We start from the raw sequence: 19,915 nt of genomic DNA, 5'->3' as shown, positions 1-19,915 counted from the left end.
GATTGCAACGTTTTGCCGACTGCTTTACCAAGTCGCAACCCTGCGGGAAGCGAAGACCCGGCCCGGTTCTTTATGTCCCGCTTCGTTCCAAGGGAATGAAGCCGCGTGTCCATGAAGTTGCGATCCAATCTGTCTCTCGCTGCCGGCCTCGGCGCGCTCGTCGTGCTGTCCGGTTGCCAGACGGCTCAGGTCTACAATCAAGGGTACATTATCGACGAGCAGTCGCTGTCGCTCGTGCCGGTTGGCTCGAGCCGGGAGCAGGTTCTCTTGGCGCTCGGTTCGCCGTCCACGAAGGCTACGTTCGGCAACGAGGTTTTCTACTATATCTCGCAGAAGCGCGTGCGTCCGGTCGCCTTCATGCAGCCCCGTCTCGTCGATCAACGCGTTTTGGCTGTCTACTTCGGCTCCAACAATACCGTCGAGCGGATCGCGAACTACGGCCTGCAGAACGGTCGCGTCTTCGACTTCATTTCCCGCACGACACCGACCGGCGGGCGTGACCAAAGCTTCCTTGGCTCGATTCTCGCTGCGACCGCACCGGATGGGCAGAGCATCGTTGATGCAGTGAGCCGCGGCGCGCGTGGTGGAGGTGGCGTCTCTCCTGGCCGGTGATAGCTTGAACGGAAGGCGCCGCACCGGCGACGCCTTCTGTTCGAACACGCCTCTTAGGCGTTTGAAGGAACGTCCTGGCCCCGCCCCTCGCCGCGCGAACGCCGTGCCACCCGATCCAGGACAGCGTTGACGAGGCGCGTCTCATCGTCGCCATAGAATGCTTTCGCGATGTCGACGTACTCGCTGACGATCACGGCGATGGGGACATCCTTTCGTCCCGTCACTTCGTAGGTTCCCGCACGCAAAATCGCACGCAGCGTCGTATCGAGGCGCGAGAGCGGCCAATCCGCCGAAAGCGACGAATGGATCATCGGATCGATGAAGGTCTGCCCGCGAACGACGCCTGAGACGATATCTCGAAACCAAGCGGCATCCGCTTCGCGGTACACCAATCCATCGACTTCCTGGCCAAGGCGGAAGGCCTCGTACTCGGCGACGGTTTCGAGAAGGCCTGTCCCACCAACATCCATCTGATACAGCGCCTGTACGGCGGCAAGGCGAGCGGCGCCGCGCTTGTTGGCAGGCCGGGCGGTGCGAGCTGTCCCGTCGCTCATGGCCTCAGGCTCCCAATCGGCTGCGAAGGGCGATCATGGCGAGCGTCGTTTCGGCCGCACCGCCACCTTTGTTCTTTCGATCGACCTGAGCTCGTTCAAGCGCCTGATCCTCGTTCTCGACGGTCAAGATGCCATTCCCGATCGCCAGTCCCTCATCGATCGAAAGGTCCATGAGAGCGCGGCACGATTCATTGGCGACAATGTCGAAATGATAGGTCTCACCGCGAATGACGCAGCCAAGCGCAACGTACCCGTCATAGTCACGACGACCAGCGTCCGCTCCCGTCAGCGCGAAGGTGATGGCAGCCGGCACTTCCAAAGCGCCGGGAACGGTCACGACGTCATAGGTTGCTCCAGCCGCGTCCAGGTGCGCCTTCGCGCCATCCAGCAAGTGGTCCGCGATGTGATCGTAGAATCGAGCCTCGATGATCAGGATATGGGGCGCGGACATGGGAGAAGGAATCCTTCGAGCGACCAAGCGGCGTCGACCCGGTGGGTGCCGCATGCCGCTGCGGTCTCAGATGACGATGTGATACGGCGTGTTGCGAACCACGGCCGAACTCTACTCTAGCCCGGAACCGGTACGCTCATCTGGGCGAACCGCCCCAACGCTGAACAGGCGCTCCGCATACCGCGCAATCTGGTCCACCTCAAGGTTGACCCGATCGCCCTCGCGCTTTTCGCCCCAGATCGTCACCTGCAGCGAGTGCCGGATCAGAAGGACATCAAACAGATCGGAGGCAACGCCGTTGACCGTCAACGACGTGCCGTCCAGGCAAACCGATCCCTTCTGGGCGATGTATCGTGCGAGTTCGCGTGGTGCTCGAAGCGTGAAGCGGATCGCTTCGCCTTCGTCCTTCTTTGCGACGATCGTCGCTTGTCCGTCGACATGGCCCGATACAAGGTGGCCGCCGAGTTCGTCGCCGACCTTCAGAGCCCTTTCCAGATTCACGAGCGACCCGGTTTCCCACACTCCTGCCGTGGTCAACCTCAAAGCCTCTTCCCATGCCTCGACGTCGAACCATGCCTGAGGCTCGGACGTCGCGGCGAGTTCGACCACAGTCAGGCAGACGCCGGAGCAACTGATGGATGCGCCAATGAGTATGTCGCTCGGATCATAACGGGTCTCGATGCGAAAGCGTCGACCCATAGGCAGCTGGCTGACCGAGGCGATGCGGCCGACGTCCGAAACGATACCTGTAAACATCAGTGCGACTTCCTGTCGTATTCGACCCAGCGGTCATCGCCGAAATGCAAACGGCGGGTCGCTTCGAAAGCGGATAGATAGGAGCGAAGATCCGGTGCCGAGACCCCCTTCCCTCCGATCTCGTTGCGAGACTGTATGATGACGATACGGTCAACCAGATCTTGTGCCAGAAGCGAGGCCGCCAAGCGTGCGCCGCCTTCGCAGAGAATGGAACCGATCCCATCTTGGCCCAAATGCGCGCACAGGCGGCGAAGCGCATCTAGTTCACTCCCAAAGGGAACAAGCTGAACTGGTCGAGGTTCGAGAACCGCTACTGAAACGTCGTCAGCGCGCGTCGTTGCGATGAGAAGCGGAACGTCCCCGGCAGTCTGCATCAATCGAGAAGTACGTGGCGTGCGAAGACTGGGATCGATCACGAGGCGCTTTGGTTTGCGCTCGGATAGACCGTCGAGCCGCACGGTCAGCAGCGGATCGTCGGACAGCACAGTTCCGATGCCGACCATGATGGCATCGCTTCGGGCGCGCAAAAGATGGGTTTGGCGATTGGAGATAGCACCGCTGATGGCGACCTGCCCTCGGTCGACATGACCGATGTAGCCGTCCGCCGACACTGCGAGCTTCAGTGTCACGAACGGTCGTCCGCGCCGCATACGCGTGAGGAAACCCTCTACCCCGATATTGCCCCTAAAACTTGCGTCAACAGCGACCCGGACGCCCTGCAAGCGAAGCCGCTCGATACCCTGACCATCGACACGAGGATCGGGGTCGTTTGCACCGATAACGACCCGAGCAACGCCTGCGCTTGCCAACGCATCGGCACAGGGTGGTGTACGACCATGGTGGGCGCATGGCTCAAGCGTGACGTAGGCAGTTGCGCCCTGCGCCAATGGACCAGCCTCGTCCAGGGCGACCCGCTCTGCATGGGGTCTGCCGCCAAAGGCTGTCACACCGCGCCCAACGATGCGCCCATCGCGAACGATCAGGCAGCCGACGGCTGGATTTTCGGCCGTAAGTCCCGCGTGTCGCAGTGCAAAACGGCTGGCAGCGTGAAGATAGCGTCTGTCTTCCTCGCTGAGAGACTCAGTTTGCATCGTCCGCTTCGACGCGCTCGTCCGCGGTCAATTCGCCGAGAACGCCTGCGAAATCCGCAGCGTGCTGGAAATCCTGATAAACGGATGCGAAGCGAACGTAGGCAACATCATCGAAACCCAGCAAAGCTTCCATCACCAATCGACCGATCGCTGCCGACGGCACATCCGCCTCACCCGTTGATTCCAGTTGGCGGACGATGCCAGAGATCATTCGCTCGACGCGTTCCGGTTCAGCGTCCCGCTTGCGCAAGGCGGTTCGAATGGATCGAGCCAACTTCTCACGATCGAATGGAACCCGCCGCCCCGACTTCTTGATAACCACCAGCTCGCGCAACTGGACGCGCTCGAATGTCGTGAAGCGTCCATTGCAATCGGGACATATGCGCCGCCGTCGAATGGCAATGCCATCTTCGGCGGCACGCGAGTCCTTGACCTGGCTGTCAGGCGAACCGCAGAACGGGCAGCGCAAGGCGAGCGGGTCAGCCGAGGTTCGGATAGATCGGGAAGCGGTCGGTCAACGCTTGAACCCGCGCCTTCACCGCAGCTTCGACCGTGGCGTTGCCGTCCTCGGAATTGGCAGCCTTCATGCCGTCGAGCACTTCCACGATCATGTGCCCGACCTCCCGGAACTCCGCCGCTCCGAAGCCACGGGTGGTCGCAGCGGGCGTACCGAGGCGGATACCGGACGTGACCGTCGGCTTCTCCGGATCGTTGGGTACGCCGTTCTTGTTGCAGGTGATACCGGCTCGGCTGAGCGCGATCTCGGTCTTCTTGCCCGTCAACATCTTGGGACGCAGATCGACAAGCATCAGATGCGTGTCGGTACCGCCAGAGACGATGTCGAGCCCGCCCTCTCGCACGGTCTCGGCGAGAACCTTGGCGTTCTCCACGACCGAGGCGATGTAGCTGCGATAACCGGGCTGCAGCGCCTCACCAAAGGCGACTGCCTTCCCAGCAATCACGTGCATGAGAGGTCCACCCTGAAGGCCTGGGAAGATCGCCGAGTTGATCTTCTTCGCGATATCCTCGTCGTTGGTGAGGATCAGGCCGCCGCGCGGGCCGCGAAGCGTCTTATGGGTCGTCGAAGTCGCAACATGCGCATGTGGGAAGGGGCTGGGGTGCTGACCACCTGCCACAAGACCGGCAAAATGCGCCATGTCGACCCAGAGGAAAGCGTCGACGGCATCCGCAATGGCTCGAAAACGTGCGAAATCGATGATGCGGCTGTAGGCGGAACCACCGGCAATGATGATGTCCGGCCGCATTTCCTGCGCGAGCTGCTCGACTTGGTCGTAGTCGATCAAACCCGTTTCGAGATCGAGGCCATACTGGACGGCATTGAACCAGCGACCTGACAGGTTCGGTTTGGCACCGTGGGTAAGGTGTCCGCCGGCATCGAGGCTCATACCAAGAATCGTCGCACCGGGCTTGGACAAAGCCAAGAGGACGGCCTGGTTTGCCTGACTGCCGCTGTTGGGCTGGACGTTGGCGAAGCCACAACCAAAGAGTGTCTTGGCACGGTCGATTGCCAGCTGCTCGACGACATCGACATGCTCACAGCCGCCGTAGTAGCGACGGCCGGGATAGCCCTCGGCGTACTTGTTCGTCAGAACCGATCCCTGCGCTTCCAGAACGGCGCGCGATACGATGTTCTCCGATGCGATTAGTTCGATCTCGTGCTGCTGACGATGAAGTTCGGCCCGCATCGCCGCGAAGAGGTCCGGATCGCCTGCAGCGATGCCATCCGAGAAAAAGCCGTTCTGATGCGTAGCCGGGGCAGCGGCAAGAGCTTGCGACATCATCCGAACTCCCTGGAACGAAACGGGGGCCACAAGGGCCCCCTCAACCGGTGTTTGCGTGCGCACTATCACATATTGCGACGCCGCGCCAACGGGCTTTGCGGCGGGCAGCTTGCGACCTAGTACGGCAGATCGGCGTAGGCTTGCTCACCGGCGGCATAAGCCGTTGGCTGCGCCTCCGACATTGCCAACTGCTCGGCGCCGTCGCGGCGATAGATGTCATCCCGGAACTGCACGACGGTCGGGTCAGTCGCCCAGGCGGTCAGATAGGTGAAGTGCAGCGGGACCGGATTGGTCAGGTTCACATCCTGCCGAGTGCGAGCCGAGATCGTGCGTTCGATCGCAGACCTGTCCCATCCCGGCGTGTCGCGTGCCAACCAGACGATGAGATCTCGCACGTTCTGCACTCGCACGCAGCCCGACGATTCAAAGCGCATCAGCTGAGAGAAGACGCTCTGCTGCGGCGTATCATGCATGTAGACCGCATACGGATTCGGGAAGTTAATCTTCACCGAAGACATCGCGTTCATACGGCCGGGGTTCTGGCGGAACAGGTACTTCACCGCCTCGTCGGTGTTCCAGTTGATGGTTTCCGGCGGGATCACGCTGCCATCGGCTGCGTAGATGACGATATCGTTGCGTGTGAGGTAGGTCGGATCCTTCTGCATCAGCGGGATGATGTCCTTGCGGACGATCGATGCTGGTGCATGCCAATAGGGATTCAGGTTCAGGTTCGTGATCTTGGAGTCCAGGATCGGCGTCTGACGATCGATCTTCCCGACGACCGCCGTATGGCGTTGAACGACGCGGCCATTCTCGACGGCTTCGATCGAGGCTGCCGGAATATTGACCATCACGAAGCGACCTGGATCCGGCTGGATCGCGGAAAGACGCTGGATGTTGGTCTGAAGCTGCATGAGACGAACGTCTGCCGGGACGTTCAGGGCCTTGTAGGTGTACTCACCCACCGCTCCGTCGGCCGGAAGACCATGTCGCGCCTGGAAGCGCTTAACGGCCGCATCGACATAGGTATCGAAGGCAGTCGAGTTACCGGCCGAGCGGTCGAGGTCGCCCGACGCGGCCAGACGCTGGCGCAGGAGCGATACCGCCTGATTCTGTGCGCCGATCTGCAACTTGCCGGTCTCGGGAACCTGAGGCCAACCGCCGCTCATGGCGATCTGATTGTACGTACCAACGGCCTGCTGCATAGCAGACAGGGTGTTCGGTGAGAAAACCGGCTGGTATGATGCAACGTTGCGAACGCTGGCCGCACGCGTATCGAACTGATCGGTCCACCCACCACGGTTTGGAGCGCTGAGTACGCCCTCGAGCGCAGATTGCGCACGCGCCACGCCTGAGATGGCACCGGCGCCAAACAAGCCTGCGGCGCCCGCGACGAACGTCCGACGGGAAAGGGTCGGTCGATTACGGTCTGGGATGCCTTTGGTCATGTTCATTCCTCGACGGTCAGTGTCAGGTCGCTTGCGGCGCAACATATGCCGCTTGTGGTAAATCAAACGACAACACTGAACGTCGCTCTGATCTACACATCCATGAGGAAAGGCAGGCCATTCGATTGAGGCAAAAGCGTGGATGCTCAATTGCTTGCGCTCCGTTGTGTTGAGGAGCGCGCAGCATGTTGCGAAAAAACCCCGCGATGGCCTGCCGGCCTTCGCGGGGTTTGACGATCGACAGCGGACTGGAGGAACGCTGCCGCGCGTTCGCAAAACGGTCAGAGACGGTACATGATGGAGTCGTTCCAGAAGCGGTCCAGCCGTTGCAGCGACTTGTTCATCTTCTGGAACTCGCCTTCGTCGAGCCCGCCAACCTTATCGATCGATCCGATGTGACGGTCGTACAAAACGGCGACGATATCGGCGACTTGAAGTCCAGCCTTCGTCAGCGAGACGCGAACCGCGCGACGATCAACGCGCGAACGCTGGTGATCGATGAAGCCAAGCTCCACGAGCTTCTTCAAGTTATAGGAAACGTTCGAACCGAGGTAGAACCCCCTCGTCCTCAACTCGCCCGCCGTCAGAACCGAGTTGCCGATATTGAACAGGAGCAGCGCCTGGACCGCGTTGATGTCGGTCCGACCGGCGCGGTCGAATTCGTCTTTGATGACATCGAGCAACCGGCGATGCAAACGCTCCACGAGTTGCAGCGTTTCCAGATAAAGACTCTTCAGCTCGACCTTGTCGTCGGACGTGTCGGGCGTATCGCGCTTGGTCTTCAGGTTGCTCATCTCGCCGGCTCCACTGTCTGTTTCGGAACTCTCGTGGTCCCGTCTTGATCACGAAGCTATATCGGACGCGTCTAATTCGCTTTAAAACTCAAAGTAAATGATTTGCAGCGAGCGCAGAGGCTCGAATGGCCTTAATGAAATCCGTACAAGATCCCGAAAATCGTAGGTACGATGCTTAGTGGAGCGTTTTACTTGCGCCGTTGTTCGGGCAGTGCAGCGACTCGCAGCATCAAAAGAGCAACCAATCCGAAGGCGTGTAGACCGACTTGTGCTGGAGCCGTTCCAAACAAGCGAGCAAAACCCAGATGCATGATCGCTTCAATGGCGAAGACGAGGGTCCAGATCACGATGCCCCATGACGCGATCAACCAAAGCCCGACTCCGGCGATTGGATATAAGACGGCAAGAACCGGCGTTGCGATCCGCCACCAGATCGGCATCGTATCGAACCGCCAAAGAAGTCCATCGTAGACGCCGATCAGGCGCGTCCAGTAAAATAGGCCGCCTGCAAAGAGCGCGACGGATGCCAACCGGCAAACGACGTCTCGAAGGCGATCGTTGATGAAAGGTGCGCGTTCCGGACGCCCGGTCTTGCCTCTCACGGCACGCCTGTCACGGGGCGACCCAAACCATCCATTCGCCCCATCATGCGGTTCATTCCAGTTCGTCATCGCCTTTGCCGGGCGACGGACTTGTCGTCGCCCAACGCTAGGATTAGGTCCGGGTCACGTCAACGCGCTGCCGTGGCCGCGCCGAGCCTGTCCCCAGTTGCGGAACGTCGCGCGCTCCGCAGGCACCTTGCGGAGATCCACCCATGTCGTCACCCACGCCTCCGCGTTTGTCCGCAGCCATTGACCGTGCGACCGGCGGCACGCGGCTACGTCGCTTGAGACAAAGCGATTGGGTGCGCCGTCTCGTCCGGGAGTCTGACGTGACCCCGAACGACTTGATATGGCCGATTTTCGTCCGGGAGGGAGACGGCGATCCCGAGCCCGTCGCGTCCATGCCTGGCGTGTTCCGTCGTTCGGTGCGCGGGTGCGCCGAGGCAGCGAGCGAGGCTTACGATCTGGGTATTCCGGTTGTCGCCCTGTTCCCGTTCACGGGCCCCGGACAACGGGACGAGCGCGGAAGCCAAGCCTTGGACCCAGACAATCTCGTCTGTCGTGCCGTGCGGGCAATCAAGGCCGCGGTGCCGGACATCGGCGTTCTGTGCGACGTGGCGCTCGATCCCTACACCAGCCACGGGCACGACGGTCTATTGCACGACGGTCGAATTCTGAACGACGAGACCGTCGAGATCCTGTGTCAGCAAGCTCTGGTGCAGGCCGAGGCTGGTTGCGACATTCTCGGTCCCTCCGACATGATGGACGGGCGCATCGCCTGTATCCGCTCAGCATTGGATGGTGCCGGCTTTCGCGACAGGATGATCATGTCCTACGCGGCGAAGTATGCCTCCGCCTTCTACGGCCCTTTCCGCGATGCAGTCGGATCGACCGGTGCGCTGAAGGGCGATAAGCGAACATATCAGATGGATATGGGCAATACCGATGAGGCTCTGCGCGAGGCGCGTCAGGACATCCTGGAGGGCGCCGATATGATCATGGTCAAACCCGGTATGCCGTATCTCGATATCCTCACGCGGCTTGTCGACGAGTTCGCGGTGCCGACCTTCGCCTACCAGACATCCGGCGAGTATTCATTGATCATGGCGGCAGCGCAGAACGGTTGGATTGATGGCGAGCGCGCGATGATGGAGTCGTTGCGTTCGTTCAAGCGTGCCGGAGCTGCCGGCATCCTTTCCTACTTCGCCCCCAGCGCGGCAGCGCTGCTTCGCTGACCCTGAACGCATTGCTAAGTCGGTTGAGCGATCACATATCTCAGGCAAGACACTGGGAGATGAAAGGATGCCGGGCATGACGGCGACCGATACGCTTCGCACACAGCCAGGAGCTTGGTTGCAACAACCGGCCGCTTATCGAGGCGTGCGAACCCGCCGCGTTTTCGGCTTTCTGTTCGACTACGCGATGGTACTCATTCTTTGCGTACCGGCGTTCGTTCTGGTCACGATCCTCGGCCTGCTGACGCTCGGTTTGGGATGGGGTCTCTACGGAATCCTCCTGCCGCTCGTCGCCATCCCTTACGTCGCCTTCACGTTGGGCGGCGATGCGCAGGCAACCCCTGGAATGCGTGTCGTCGGCATACGGCTCGAGCGCAACGACGGTGGTCGCGTCGATCCGGCGCTGGCGGTCGCGCATACCATCCTGTTTTGGGTGGGCAACGTGGCGACAGGCGGATTCATCCTGCTTGTCGGCCTGTTCACGCCGCGCAAGCAGCTTGTGCAGGATCTGTTGCTCGGAACCGTGGTCGTCCGCCGCGCACCGTAATGTCCAAGCTGCGGCAGCCCGACGCGGTCGGTTTCGCACCTTCCCAAAACCATCGCCCCGCGCCACACTATGGACGCGGGCGGTGATCGCACCGGCGCTTTCGGAAGGCGGCTCCCTACCCCATGACTGCTCATCCGCAGACGCCGCAGTTTTTCCTGACCTCGCCGTCGGCCTGCCCCTATCTGCCGGGGCAACTGGAGCGAAAAGTCTTCACACATCTGATTGGGGCGCGTGCGTCGGATCTTCTGGATCTGCTGACGCAGGGCGGCTTCAGGCGTAGTCAAAACATCGCCTACCGCCCGGCCTGCGAGCGGTGCCGAGCCTGCATATCCGTGCGCATCCTCGTCGATGAATTCGAGCCGACAAAGTCGATGCGCCGGTCGCTCGCGACAAACTCCGATCTCATCGGTCGAATGGGCGAACCAGAGCCGACGTCCGAACAGTACGCGCTGTTTCGGCGCTATCTGGAGGCCCGCCATACACGCGGTGGCATGTCCGAGATGTCGGTGCTCGACTATGCGATGATGGTCGAGGACAGTCAGGTCGATACCCGCGTCATCCAGTATCGACGCAAAGGGCCGGATTCGCGTTTCACGAACCGGTCCGATGGCGATCTGGTCGCCGTCGCCCTGACCGATGTCATGGGCGACGGGCTTTCGATGGTCTACTCCTTCTTCGAGCCCGCAGAGCATCACCGTGGCCTCGGGACCTACATGATTCTCGACCACATCCGTCGGGCCCGGGAGCTTGGGCTGCCATACCTCTACCTAGGCTACTGGGTGCGCGGATCTCGAAAGATGGACTACAAGATCCGCTTCCAGCCCCAAGAACACTTGATGGCGCGCGGCTGGGAACGCTACGACGCGAGTGTCCCTCACCCCACCGAGCCGCCGACCACGGTCACGTGAATCGACCGCTCTTGGGAAAGCCCTTCGGAACGAGGCGACCGGCCTGAGCTCGATCGGCGTACCAGTCCCGCAGTTCAATTTCGCTGCGGTTGAAGACGCGGCCAGCCGTATCCGTCCACGTCAGGCCGTCTGCTAGGCGGAACGTCTTCAGGTCAGCGAGACCGCCATCCTTGTAGCGTTGCAACCGTACGCCCTTGCCTCGCGTCATCTCCGGAACCTGGACCAACGGGAACACCGCAAGCTTTCGATTGTCCCCGATCACAGCGACCGTATCACCCTGGATGCGCTCTGCGATGGCGAGGCGTGAGGCTCCCGCGAGGTTGAGGACCTGCTTGCCCTTCCGCATACCGGATACGAGTTCGCCCTCGTTGACGACGAAGCCATTCCCATCCGTGGACGCAATCAAGCGCTTCGAAGCGGTGTCGGGAACGAAGCCGTAGACCAGATCCTGACTGTCTTCGAGATCGATCAGCAAACGGATCGGATCACCCTGACCTCGCCCGCCCGGAAGCTTGTCGGCCGTGAGCGTATAGGCGCGACCGTCCGTCGACAGGAATACGAGCTTGTCTGTCGTCAACGCATGAAAGCTGAACTTGAGCTTGTCGCCGTCGCGAAACGACAAACCCGACAGGTCGGCGACATGCCCCTTCAACCCGCGAAGAAAGCCGCGCTCGGACAGGACGACCGTGATCGGTTCCTTCTCGATTAGTGCCTCGGCGATATCGTCAGCCGTATGACCAGGCGCATCGGCGAAGTTCGTACGGCGGCGACCGAGGCGAGTCTTCTTCGAGAAGGCGTCGCGAACCTCTCGCACTTCTCCGGCGACACGCTCCCACTGCCGTTCCGTGGAACCGAGAAGCGCCTGCTTCTCCGCCTTTTCGGCTGTCAGCGCATCGAATTCCCGGCGCAGTTCGAATTCCTCGAGCTTTCGCAACGAGCGCAGTCGCATGTTGAGGATCGCTTCGGCCTGAACGTCCGTCAGTTCGAAGGTCCGCATCATCACGCGCTTCGGCTCATCCTCTTCGCGGATGATCCGGATGACCTCATCGAGGTTGAGGAAGGCGATGAGGTAGCCGGCCAGCACTTCCAGCCGCCGCTCGATCTGATCGAGCCGAAACTGAGACCGCCGCACAAGGACGTCGCGCTGATGCGCGAGCCATTCACTAAGCACCTCCTTCAGCGAGAGAACCTTGGGTACGCGCCCACCCGACAACACGTTCATGTTGAGCGGGATACGCGCTTCGAGGTCGGTCAGGCGGAACAGCGACTCCATCAGGATGCCGGGATCGACCGACCGGGATTTGGGCTCGAGAACGATGCGAACATCCTCGGTGGATTCGTCTCGAATGTCGGCAAGCAGAGGGAGACGCTTCGCCATCAAGAGGTCGGCGATCTTCTCGATGAGACGCGACTTCTGAACTTGATAGGGTATCTCGGTCACAACCACGACGAAGCCGCCGCGCCCTTGATCCTCCTTCTCCCACTTCGCGCGCACCCGAAACGAGCCGCGTCCCGTCGCATAGGCCTCTCGTATGACGGCACGCGTGTCGACGACGACACCGCCGGTCGGGAAGTCAGGGCCCTGGACAAACCGCAGGAGGGCATCCAGATCGGTATCGGGTTCAGCGATCAGCTTGAGCGCAGCATCGCATAACTCCGCCGCGTTATGCGGCGGGATCGACGTCGCCATGCCAACGGCTATGCCGGATGCCCCATTCGCCAGAAGATTTGGGAATGCACCGGGGAGGACGATCGGCTCTTGGTCCTCCTCATTATAGGTCGGACGGAAGTCGATGGCGTTTTCGTCGATACCGCGCAGAAGCAGCGTGGCGACATCGGTCATCCGCGCTTCCGTGTACCGCATGGCCGCGGCGCTATCACCGTCGATATTGCCAAAATTACCCTGTCCATCGACGATCGGGTAGCGAATGGCGAAGTCTTGCGCGAGCCGTACCAAGGCGTCGTAGATCGACGCATCGCCGTGCGGGTGAAACTTGCCCATGACATCGCCGACAATTCGCGCGCATTTTTTGTAGCCTTGCCCGGGGTCGAGCTTGAGCACACGCATGGCATGCACGATGCGTCGATGCACGGGCTTCAGTCCGTCCCGAACATCGGGGAGCGCACGCCCCATAATCGTTGAAAGAGCATAAGCCAGGTAGCGCTCTTCGAGTGCCGTGCGCAGATCGATCGGCTCGATGTCGCCGCCGCTCGGAGGATCGGAGATCTTGGTCATAAGATTAGCGATAAGACATCGTCAAAACGGGAACAAGTGGAGAACATAAAGGTCATACTCAAACTCATTCGACCACGGAAAGGTGTCGGTTCGCCTTGCCGAGCGGCTTTCCCTCCGTAGCGCGTTCCCCATAATAGCATCGACTTGCCCGAGCCCGGCTGACCGCCGCGTCAATCGGCGTCGTGAGAAGGACAACCCGGCCTATGTCGTCAATCCGTACCCGTTCCGTGCTTGCAGCGCTCACCGGTCTTTTGTTCAGCTCGGGCGTCGCCCTCGCCGCGGATGGTCAAGCCTTCGCGGAGCGTCTCAAGGCCGTCATGGCACCATCGACGCGGCTGGAGTTCGGCGCAGTTTCGAACGAAGGCGACGATGTCGTCATGAACGATGCCCGCGTGACGCCTGCGCAAGGCGGGAGCGAACCCTTCGATTTGGGAACGCTGCGCTTCGAGAACGTAACGGGATCCAACGCGGATGGCTGGCGCGTTGCACGCGTCCAACTCGGCGACATTCGGCAGACGAGTGGCGACGTGGCGACGAATGTTTCCAACGCCATATTGGAAGGGCTAACGATCCGTCCGGACACCGCTAATACCGCCGTCCTTTCGCCGCTCTTCCTGGAGCGTTCAACCATCGGATCGATCTCGGTTGCGAAGGCTGATCGCAGCGTTGTGTCGGTGAACGACATTTCGGTCGTGACGCAACCCAGCGAGGGCGAGGGTCTTGCGTCCAGCATCGCGCTCGGGAAATTCACCTTCGACACCGCCGCTACGGGCAATGCGGGACTGACGCAGGTGATGGCGGACTTGGGTTACGCGCAGTTGACCGGCTCACTCCAAGGTGCGGGTTCCTGGCAGCCGCAAACGGGCGCCTTGTCATTGAGCGATTTGAAGATTGCGGTCGAAAACGCTGGTCAGCTCAATCTGGCCTACACGATCACGGGCTACACCCCGAACTTCATACAGTCCCTGTCTCAGGTCTCGCAACAACTCGAAGCGTCCGACGGTCAAAATCAGAACGCCGGGATGGCGGTCATCGGGCTGATCTCGCAGCTCTACCTGCAGTCCGCGACATTGGCGTTTGAGGATCAGTCCCTGACCAACCGGGTCCTGGACTATTTCGCGAAGCAGAACGGTCAACCACGCGAGCAGTTCGTTGAGACGGTGAAAGCCACCGTGCCTCTCGGACTTGCATATCTGCAGAACCCAACGTTCCAGGCGCAGGTCGGCGAAGCCGTCAACGACTTCCTCGACAATCCTCGTTCGATCCGGCTCGCGATCGAACCGCCCGCCCCTATTCCAGCGACGCAGATTCTCGGCGCGGCCATGGGAGCTCCGCAAACTTTGCCACAGGTTTTGAACCTGTCCGTGCAATCCGGTCGCTAGGCTAGGCGGAGTCCGTGAACCAATCGAACGAGGCCGCGGTCTTCATTCTGACGCTCGGCTTCGACGAAGTGGGCTTCAAACGGCTCGACGGGATGCGTCGAGCCCATTTCCCGGCCAAGCGTAACCTCATACCGGCTCACCTCACGCTCTTTCACAAGCTTCCCGGCGAGAACCTTGAGAGCTTCACGCAAGACATCGAAGAGGTCGCCAGCACGACGTCGGTGTTTCCGATACAGGTCGGGGGTCTGCGGTTCCTCGGATACGGGACCGCTTACGTACTTGAGTCACCGAAGTTGATCCGGCTACGGGCGGACCTTGCGACGCGTTGGACGAGCACGCTAAGTCCGCAGGACGCCCAGCGTTTCAAACCGCATGTTACGATCCAGAATAAGGTCGGGGCACCGGTTGCCCGATCGTTGTTCGATCGATTGGATGCCGAGTTCGAACCCTTCACCGTCGAAGGCCGGGCGTTACTCCTTTGGCGATACCTTGACGGTCCATGGAGTCTCGAACGGCGGTTCGATCTACGAACCGACGACTAAAACTAATCGAGCACGCTTTCGAGTTTGGGAATTGGTGGGTGATGTAGGGTTCGAACCTACGACCCGCTGATTAAGAGTCAGCTGCTCTACCAACTGAGCTAATCACCCATCGGTCAGGCGGTGGAAGACCAACCGGCGCTGACGAGGCGGTTTATAGTGATCGGACCCTCACATGTCCACCCCGGAAAGGCTGATCGGTGGATTTCTTTTTGCCGTTCTGGTCCGCAGTCAGAAACGCCACGGCATACGTGACGTGATGGAATGCGGCAGCGCTTCGACGGGCCAACGAAGAAGGTCGGGCTGCGCATCGCTCACCGTCGCTGGAACGATATCCACCCGGCTTTCATCATCCGTCGAGTCGAGGAAATGGATGCCCGCAAACAGCTCGCGGCGATAAACCAACTTTGCGGGCCGGATCGCGTCGTCCTCTCCGATCCGGATCTCGAACTCCTTGGGTAACGGCACGGCCGGATCGATCGTCAGCAGGGCGCCAGTGGCCGATATGTTGCGAACGATGCAGTCGTAGGTCGAGAAGCGATTATTCGACAGGATCTTCCCGCGCTTGAGCGTGCGGGCGCGTGGCGCCACGCGACGTTCATTCTCAGCGTTCTCAGCGGTGGCGACCATGACCTGCGACTTTCCGACATTCGGACAAGGCGATCATCGCGACGAGGCTTTGAGAAATGCTGAATCATTTCTCCTATCGGAGCAGTCCGCTGGCTCGGAGGCGATGATTTCGCCTCCGAGCCTGAACGCAGCTTAGTTGCGGGCCTTGTCGACCAGCTTGTTCTTGCCGATCCACGGCATCATGCCACGCAGCTTCTCGCCGACTTCCTCGATCTGGTGCGAGTCGTTGACGCGGCGGATACCCTTGAAGCGGGCCGCGCCCGACCGGTACTCCTGCATCCAGTCCGACGTGAACTTGCCCGTCTGAATGTCGCGCAAAACGCGGCGCATCTCGGCCTTCGTCTCGTCGGTGATGATGCGCGGACCCGTCACGTACTCACCCCACTCTGCGGTGTTGGAGATCGAGTAGTTCATGTTCGCGATGCCGCCTTCGTAGATGAGGTCGACGATCAGCTTCACCTCGTGAAGGCACTCGAAGTAGGCCATCTCGGGGGCGTAGCCCGCCTCGACGAGCGTCTCGAAGCCCGCACGGATGAGTTCGACCAAACCGCCGCACAAGACGACCTGTTCGCCGAAGAGATCGGTTTCGCACTCTTCCTTGAAGTTGGTCTCGATGATGCCGGACCGACCGCCGCCCACGCCGCAGGCGTAGGAGAGCGCGAGATCGAGCGCGTTGCCCGAAGCGTCCTGGTGTACCGCGACGAGACAGGGAACGCCGCCGCCCTTCTGGTACTCGCCACGCACCGTGTGGCCCGGGCCCTTCGGCGCGATCATGACGACGTCGACGCTCTTCTTCGGCTCGATCAGACCGAAATGCACGTTGAGGCCGTGTGCGAAGGCGATCGCGGCGCCGTCGCGCAGGTTGTTCTCGATATCCGCCTTGTAGATGTCCGCTTGGAGCTCATCCGGCGTTGCCATCATGAGAAGGTCTGCCCAGGAGGCGGCTTCCGCGACGGTCATGACCTGGAAGCCGTCGGCCTCGGCCTTCGCGCGTGTCGGCGAACCGGCCTTGAGGGCGATCGCCACGTTCTGCGCGCCGGAATCCTTCAGGTTCAGCGCATGGGCCCGGCCCTGGCTGCCATAGCCGACAATCGCGACCTTGCGGCCCTTGATGAGGTTCAGATCAGCGTCGCGATCATAGTAGACGCGCATGGGTCATGTCCTTCCGTTTGAGCCGCCGGTCTCCGCCGGTCGGATGGTGCTGTAGAGGGTGAGAAACTGTCGCGCCGCCGCGGCCGCATGGGCCGCCAAGTCGCGGGCGCCGATGGGCTCGGGGTCGCCAAGCAGCATCCGCAGCTGAACGTCGCCGACGACCAAGCCGAAGTACGTACCGAAGGCCTCGTCTGGTTCATCGAATGCAAGCAAACCCTGCTCGCGTGCCCCGAGCAGAAGCGGCGTCAGCCGTTTGCGCAGACCGTCCGGTCCGTTGCGCAACACAATAAGCCCGAGATCATTGCTGCTCGTCCCAGCCTGACCGACCGCGAGCCTGTTCAACGCGATCGATGTGCGGCCCGTGATCACCTCGAGCCAGTCGAGAGCGAAGCGCTCCAGGCCCTCGCGCAGTGACGTCCGGTCGAGGCGGCCCTCGTCGAGTGCGACGCCTCGGATGCGGGAGGCCTGATGGCGCACGGTCGCGGCAAGTAGTCCGTCCCTATCGCCGAACCACTTGTAGAGCGTTTCCTTCGAGCAGCTCGCCTCGCGGGCGACCGCCGTCATGGTCAGCTTGTCACCGCGCTCGACCAGGAGTGCGAGGGCGGCGTCGAGCACGGCGCGCTGCCTGTCGCTGAGCTCTCCTTCCGCCATTCACGCCTCACTAGTCCGTACCGTACGTTACGGTTCGCATATCCGATCGCGTGGATACGGGCAAGGGTTCAACGGACGATCGTCAGCCGCTCGGCGGCGCGCGTGACCGCGGTGTAGAGCCAACGCTCTCGCGAGTCACGAAAGGCCCAGCTCTCGTCGAACAGCATGACGTCATCCCATTGCGACCCTTGAGCCTTGTGGACCGTCAGCGCATAGCCGTAGTCGAAGTCGTCGTACCGCTTCTTCTCGGCCCAGGCGATCTCGGCATCCGGCTCCTCGAAGGCGCGTTTCAGCAGCTTGATCTTTGCTGCGCCCTTGTCGATGTCGTCGTCGTCCGGCTTCACGATCAGGTTCGTACCGGGCTTCGTCTTCTCGGGCGAGGCCGTCATGACCTGCCACAGCGAGCCGTTAAGCAGACCTTTGGTCGGATCGTTACGCAGGCACACGAGCTTGTCGCCCGCCTGCGGCAGGGCACCGGTGAAACCCTTCAGCTCCCGCAGCCGACCGTTGTAGAGCCGCCGTGTCCGGTTGGTGCCGACCAATACCTGATCGGCCGCCAGGACCTCGTCGCGATCCACATCTCGCCGACCGATGACTTTGGACGTGCCGTAGGAGCCAAGCGGAACGTCGCGCCCTTCACGTACCGCCAGGGCCAGCTCGATGATGGGATTGTCGCGCGCTTGCCGATGGATCTCGGTCAGCAGAAAGTCCGGCTCGGCCTCTGTGAAGAACCCACCCCCCGATACCGGCGGCAGTTGTCCGGGATCGCCGAGGACGAGGATCGGCGTCCCGAAGCTCATGAGGTCGCGACCGAGCGCTTCGTCTACCATCGAGCATTCGTCAACGACGACGAGCTTCGCCTTCGCGACAGGGCTTTGGCGGTTGAGCGAGAACGTCGGAGAAACACGCGACGTGCCGGTCTCCTCATCGGACACCGTATCCTCACCGCGCGGCCGGTAGATCAACGAGTGCAGCGTCTTGGCGCTCTTCGCGCCCTTCGAGCGCAGCACCTGCGCCGCCTTGCCGGTGAAGGCGGCAAACTGGACCGCGCCGTCGATACCTTCCGCGAAATGCCGTGCGAGCGTCGTCTTGCCGGTCCCGGCATAGCCGAAGAGCCGGAAGATCGGCTGATCGCCCCGATCGAGCCATTCGGCGACTCGGACCAGCGCCTCGTCCTGCTGCGGTGAGAACTTCATGCGCCGGGCGTCGCAGAATTGGCGCTGTTCGGCAAGCGGTTCAGCGCAGCATGGGCCAGAGGGTCGCGACGATCAGCAGGGCCATCGTGACATTGAAGATCCGCAGGCGCTTTGGATCGGCAAGCAGACCTCGAAGGGCTACGCCAAACCCCGCCCAGACGGAGACCGACGGGAAGTTCACGAGCGCAAAGGCGGTGCCGACAAGCAAGACCGACAGAACGGGATTCTCTGCGTTGGTATAGGCTCCCATGGCGACGAGACCCATGGCCCAGGCCTTCGGGTTGACCCACTGGAACGCCGCCGCCTGAAGAAACGTCATCGGACGGCTTCCCGCCTGGGCTTCACCCGCCGGCTTCGACGTTGCGATCTTCCAGGCGAGCCACAGCATGTAGGCAACACTCGCGACGCGCATCGCTGTCTGAAGGGCTGGTACGGCATGGATCAGCGCGCCCAGTCCGAAGCCGACCGCCAGCAGCAGCACGAAGAAGCCGACCGCGATGCCGAGCATATGCGGGATTGTCCGACGAAAGCCGAAGTTCACGCCCGACGCCATCAGCATCATGTTGTTGGGACCCGGCGTCACGGACGTGACGAAGGCGTAGGCAAGGAGCGCGGCAAAGACGTCGGCCGACATGACCCGATGCTTTCAGGAGAAGCCCGCCCGGCCGCTCTGCCGTGCAAGGTTTGAAGACTAAAGGTGACCCCAGGGTTAGCCGGCGAACATCGCCTCGCTGCCGCGGCTCATGGCGGCGACGCCCGTGCGGCACACTTCCACCAGCCCAAGCGGCGCCATGATCTGGATGAACTTCTCGATCTTGGACGTCTTGCCCGTGATCTCGAAGACAAAATGGTCGGTCGTCGAATCGACAACCTTTGCGCGGAAGACGTCCGCCAGACGCAACGCCTCGACTCGGTCGTCTCCTGCGCCCGCGACCTTGACTAGCGCCAGCTCGCGCTCGATCGGGCCGTCCTCGCCCTGACCCGCCGCCGCCTTGGTCAGATCGAGGACCTGATGCACCGGCACGATGCGGTCAAGCTGGCTCTTCACCTGCTCGATGACGCTCGGCGCGCCCTTCGTCACCACGGTGATCCGAGACAAGTGCTTGTTGTGATCGGTTTCGGAGACCGTCAGGCTCTCGATATTGTAGCCCCTTCCGGAGAACAGACCGATCACACGGGCCAGCACGCCGGGCTCGTTGTCGACGATGATCGAGAGCGTCCGCGTCTCGATCGGCGGCTTCTCGTCGGTGATGAAGTAGGCGGACGCGGGCGGCTGGACGGGTAGGTTCATCGGGCGGACCTTATCGGCATGGGATCGGATGCAATGGA

The 19,915-nt window shown here is 61.5% G+C and carries 22 protein-coding genes and 1 tRNA gene; 6 read left to right on the top strand and 17 right to left on the bottom strand.

Annotation, left to right across the window (positions count from 1 at the left end; genetic code table 11):
• The first annotated feature begins 111 nt into the window (after positions 1-111).
• Entirely contained in the window at positions 112-612 is a 501-nt protein-coding gene (locus BLQ76_RS09310) for an outer membrane protein assembly factor BamE (protein WP_090672273.1), read from the top strand.
• 53 nt (positions 613-665) lie between these two features.
• Here BLQ76_RS09310 and nusB read toward each other — a convergent pair whose 3' ends face one another.
• The 9 genes from nusB to BLQ76_RS09265 all read right to left on the bottom strand — a co-directional run bounded on the left by nusB (position 666) and on the right by BLQ76_RS09265 (position 8,110).
• Positions 666-1,166 (bottom strand): transcription antitermination factor NusB, encoded by a 501-nt coding sequence (nusB, locus tag BLQ76_RS09305; RefSeq protein ID WP_090672270.1) that lies wholly within the window; start codon positions 1,164-1,166, stop codon positions 666-668.
• Between the two features lie 4 nt (positions 1,167-1,170).
• The gene (locus BLQ76_RS09300; RefSeq protein ID WP_090672268.1) at positions 1,171-1,617 is read right to left on the bottom strand and encodes a 6,7-dimethyl-8-ribityllumazine synthase; all 447 of its coding nucleotides are present in this window, start codon (positions 1,615-1,617) and stop codon (positions 1,171-1,173) included.
• Positions 1,618-1,728: 111 nt separating this feature from the next.
• Positions 1,729-2,373 carry a riboflavin synthase gene (locus BLQ76_RS09295; protein ID WP_090672265.1) on the bottom strand — a complete coding sequence of 215 codons (645 nt, stop codon included), beginning with the start codon at positions 2,371-2,373 and terminating at the stop codon, positions 1,729-1,731.
• Positions 2,373-3,464 carry a bifunctional diaminohydroxyphosphoribosylaminopyrimidine deaminase/5-amino-6-(5-phosphoribosylamino)uracil reductase RibD gene (ribD, locus tag BLQ76_RS09290; protein ID WP_090672262.1) on the bottom strand — a complete coding sequence of 364 codons (1,092 nt, stop codon included), beginning with the start codon at positions 3,462-3,464 and terminating at the stop codon, positions 2,373-2,375. The genes BLQ76_RS09295 and ribD overlap by 1 nt, the downstream gene beginning before the upstream one ends.
• On the bottom strand, positions 3,454-3,933 hold the full coding sequence (gene nrdR, locus BLQ76_RS09285) for a transcriptional regulator NrdR (RefSeq protein ID WP_090672259.1): 480 nt from the start codon (positions 3,931-3,933) through the stop codon (positions 3,454-3,456). Before nrdR ends, ribD begins: the two co-directional genes overlap by 11 nt.
• Before the next feature lie 10 nt (positions 3,934-3,943).
• The gene (gene glyA / locus BLQ76_RS09280) at positions 3,944-5,263 is read right to left on the bottom strand and encodes a serine hydroxymethyltransferase (RefSeq protein WP_090672717.1); all 1,320 of its coding nucleotides are present in this window, start codon (positions 5,261-5,263) and stop codon (positions 3,944-3,946) included.
• Between the two features lie 119 nt (positions 5,264-5,382).
• Positions 5,383-6,714: a L,D-transpeptidase family protein gene (locus BLQ76_RS09275; RefSeq protein WP_090672714.1), complete on the bottom strand. Its 1,332-nt coding sequence runs from the start codon at positions 6,712-6,714 to the stop codon at positions 5,383-5,385.
• A 281-nt stretch (positions 6,715-6,995) separates the two neighbouring features.
• Positions 6,996-7,508, bottom strand: coding sequence for a transcriptional regulator LdtR (gene ldtR / locus BLQ76_RS09270; RefSeq protein WP_090672256.1), 513 nt, complete (start codon positions 7,506-7,508; stop codon positions 6,996-6,998).
• A 188-nt stretch (positions 7,509-7,696) separates the two neighbouring features.
• On the bottom strand, positions 7,697-8,110 hold the full coding sequence (locus BLQ76_RS09265; RefSeq protein WP_139183971.1) for a DUF6163 family protein: 414 nt from the start codon (positions 8,108-8,110) through the stop codon (positions 7,697-7,699).
• Between the two features lie 212 nt (positions 8,111-8,322).
• On the opposite strand from BLQ76_RS09265, the gene hemB reads away from it, so the two are divergent.
• The 3 genes from hemB (at position 8,323) to BLQ76_RS09250 (ending at position 10,800) form a co-directional block, all read left to right on the top strand.
• Complete coding sequence (hemB, locus tag BLQ76_RS09260) at positions 8,323-9,345, top strand: porphobilinogen synthase (RefSeq protein ID WP_090672251.1); 1,023 nt, start codon at positions 8,323-8,325, stop codon at positions 9,343-9,345.
• A gap of 76 nt (positions 9,346-9,421) precedes the next feature.
• Positions 9,422-9,892: an RDD family protein gene (locus BLQ76_RS09255; protein ID WP_090672711.1), complete on the top strand. Its 471-nt coding sequence runs from the start codon at positions 9,422-9,424 to the stop codon at positions 9,890-9,892.
• Positions 9,893-10,014: 122 nt separating this feature from the next.
• Positions 10,015-10,800, top strand: a complete 786-nt coding sequence (locus BLQ76_RS09250) for an arginyltransferase (RefSeq protein ID WP_090672248.1) — start codon at positions 10,015-10,017, stop codon at positions 10,798-10,800.
• Here BLQ76_RS09250 and parC read toward each other — a convergent pair.
• Positions 10,793-13,036, bottom strand: coding sequence for a DNA topoisomerase IV subunit A (parC, locus tag BLQ76_RS09245; protein ID WP_090672246.1), 2,244 nt, complete (start codon positions 13,034-13,036; stop codon positions 10,793-10,795). The two genes, BLQ76_RS09250 and parC, sit on opposite strands and share 8 nt — an antisense overlap.
• A 203-nt stretch (positions 13,037-13,239) precedes the next feature.
• On the opposite strand from parC, the gene BLQ76_RS09240 reads away from it, so the two are divergent.
• Both BLQ76_RS09240 and BLQ76_RS09235 read left to right on the top strand, forming a co-directional pair.
• A complete protein-coding gene (locus tag BLQ76_RS09240; protein WP_139183970.1) occupies positions 13,240-14,418 on the top strand; it encodes a hypothetical protein in 1,179 nt (392 codons plus the stop codon).
• A 14-nt stretch (positions 14,419-14,432) separates the two neighbouring features.
• Positions 14,433-14,960 carry a 2'-5' RNA ligase family protein gene (locus BLQ76_RS09235; protein ID WP_244519551.1) on the top strand — a complete coding sequence of 176 codons (528 nt, stop codon included), beginning with the start codon at positions 14,433-14,435 and terminating at the stop codon, positions 14,958-14,960.
• A 32-nt stretch (positions 14,961-14,992) separates the two neighbouring features.
• On the opposite strand, the gene BLQ76_RS09230 is transcribed toward BLQ76_RS09235, so the two are convergent.
• The 7 genes from BLQ76_RS09230 to ilvN form a co-directional block, all read right to left on the bottom strand.
• Positions 14,993-15,068: transfer RNA gene (locus BLQ76_RS09230), tRNA-Lys, on the bottom strand.
• Between the two features lie 120 nt (positions 15,069-15,188).
• On the bottom strand, positions 15,189-15,587 hold the full coding sequence (locus tag BLQ76_RS09225; protein ID WP_090672240.1) for a PilZ domain-containing protein: 399 nt from the start codon (positions 15,585-15,587) through the stop codon (positions 15,189-15,191).
• A gap of 132 nt (positions 15,588-15,719) precedes the next feature.
• Positions 15,720-16,739 (bottom strand): ketol-acid reductoisomerase, encoded by a 1,020-nt coding sequence (gene ilvC / locus BLQ76_RS09220; protein WP_090672237.1) that lies wholly within the window; start codon positions 16,737-16,739, stop codon positions 15,720-15,722.
• A 3-nt stretch (positions 16,740-16,742) separates the two neighbouring features.
• Entirely contained in the window at positions 16,743-17,390 is a 648-nt protein-coding gene (locus BLQ76_RS09215; RefSeq protein WP_090672234.1) for a TetR/AcrR family transcriptional regulator C-terminal domain-containing protein, read from the bottom strand.
• Positions 17,391-17,458: 68 nt separating this feature from the next.
• Complete coding sequence (locus tag BLQ76_RS09210; protein WP_090672231.1) at positions 17,459-18,586, bottom strand: ATP-dependent DNA helicase; 1,128 nt, start codon at positions 18,584-18,586, stop codon at positions 17,459-17,461.
• A 40-nt stretch (positions 18,587-18,626) separates the two neighbouring features.
• Entirely contained in the window at positions 18,627-19,220 is a 594-nt protein-coding gene (locus BLQ76_RS09205) for a LysE family translocator (protein ID WP_090672228.1), read from the bottom strand.
• Positions 19,221-19,295: 75 nt separating this feature from the next.
• Positions 19,296-19,877 carry an acetolactate synthase small subunit gene (ilvN, locus tag BLQ76_RS09200; protein WP_090672225.1) on the bottom strand — a complete coding sequence of 194 codons (582 nt, stop codon included), beginning with the start codon at positions 19,875-19,877 and terminating at the stop codon, positions 19,296-19,298.
• Positions 19,878-19,915 lie beyond the last annotated feature (38 nt).

Source organism: Aureimonas jatrophae (assembly GCF_900104035.1).
GTDB lineage: Bacteria > Pseudomonadota > Alphaproteobacteria > Rhizobiales > Rhizobiaceae > Aureimonas > Aureimonas jatrophae.
This window is presented reverse-complemented; position numbering and strand designations above follow the sequence as displayed.

Coding starts and splice junctions, on each gene's coding strand:
- BLQ76_RS09310 (WP_090672273.1), top strand. CDS start 112: ATGAAGTTGCGATCCAATCTGTCTCTCGCTGCCGGCCTCGGCGCGCTC.
- nusB (WP_090672270.1), bottom strand. CDS start 1,166: ATGAGCGACGGGACAGCTCGCACCGCCCGGCCTGCCAACAAGCGCGGC.
- BLQ76_RS09300 (WP_090672268.1), bottom strand. CDS start 1,617: ATGTCCGCGCCCCATATCCTGATCATCGAGGCTCGATTCTACGATCAC.
- BLQ76_RS09295 (WP_090672265.1), bottom strand. CDS start 2,373: ATGTTTACAGGTATCGTTTCGGACGTCGGCCGCATCGCCTCGGTCAGC.
- ribD (WP_090672262.1), bottom strand. CDS start 3,464: ATGCAAACTGAGTCTCTCAGCGAGGAAGACAGACGCTATCTTCACGCT.
- glyA (WP_090672717.1), bottom strand. CDS start 5,263: ATGTCGCAAGCTCTTGCCGCTGCCCCGGCTACGCATCAGAACGGCTTT.
- BLQ76_RS09275 (WP_090672714.1), bottom strand. CDS start 6,714: ATGACCAAAGGCATCCCAGACCGTAATCGACCGACCCTTTCCCGTCGG.
- ldtR (WP_090672256.1), bottom strand. CDS start 7,508: ATGAGCAACCTGAAGACCAAGCGCGATACGCCCGACACGTCCGACGAC.
- hemB (WP_090672251.1), top strand. CDS start 8,323: ATGTCGTCACCCACGCCTCCGCGTTTGTCCGCAGCCATTGACCGTGCG.
- BLQ76_RS09255 (WP_090672711.1), top strand. CDS start 9,422: ATGACGGCGACCGATACGCTTCGCACACAGCCAGGAGCTTGGTTGCAA.
- BLQ76_RS09250 (WP_090672248.1), top strand. CDS start 10,015: ATGACTGCTCATCCGCAGACGCCGCAGTTTTTCCTGACCTCGCCGTCG.
- parC (WP_090672246.1), bottom strand. CDS start 13,036: ATGACCAAGATCTCCGATCCTCCGAGCGGCGGCGACATCGAGCCGATC.
- BLQ76_RS09240 (WP_139183970.1), top strand. CDS start 13,240: ATGTCGTCAATCCGTACCCGTTCCGTGCTTGCAGCGCTCACCGGTCTT.
- BLQ76_RS09225 (WP_090672240.1), bottom strand. CDS start 15,587: ATGGTCGCCACCGCTGAGAACGCTGAGAATGAACGTCGCGTGGCGCCA.
- ilvC (WP_090672237.1), bottom strand. CDS start 16,739: ATGCGCGTCTACTATGATCGCGACGCTGATCTGAACCTCATCAAGGGC.
- BLQ76_RS09215 (WP_090672234.1), bottom strand. CDS start 17,390: ATGGCGGAAGGAGAGCTCAGCGACAGGCAGCGCGCCGTGCTCGACGCC.
- BLQ76_RS09210 (WP_090672231.1), bottom strand. CDS start 18,586: ATGAAGTTCTCACCGCAGCAGGACGAGGCGCTGGTCCGAGTCGCCGAA.
- BLQ76_RS09205 (WP_090672228.1), bottom strand. CDS start 19,220: ATGTCGGCCGACGTCTTTGCCGCGCTCCTTGCCTACGCCTTCGTCACG.
- ilvN (WP_090672225.1), bottom strand. CDS start 19,877: ATGAACCTACCCGTCCAGCCGCCCGCGTCCGCCTACTTCATCACCGAC.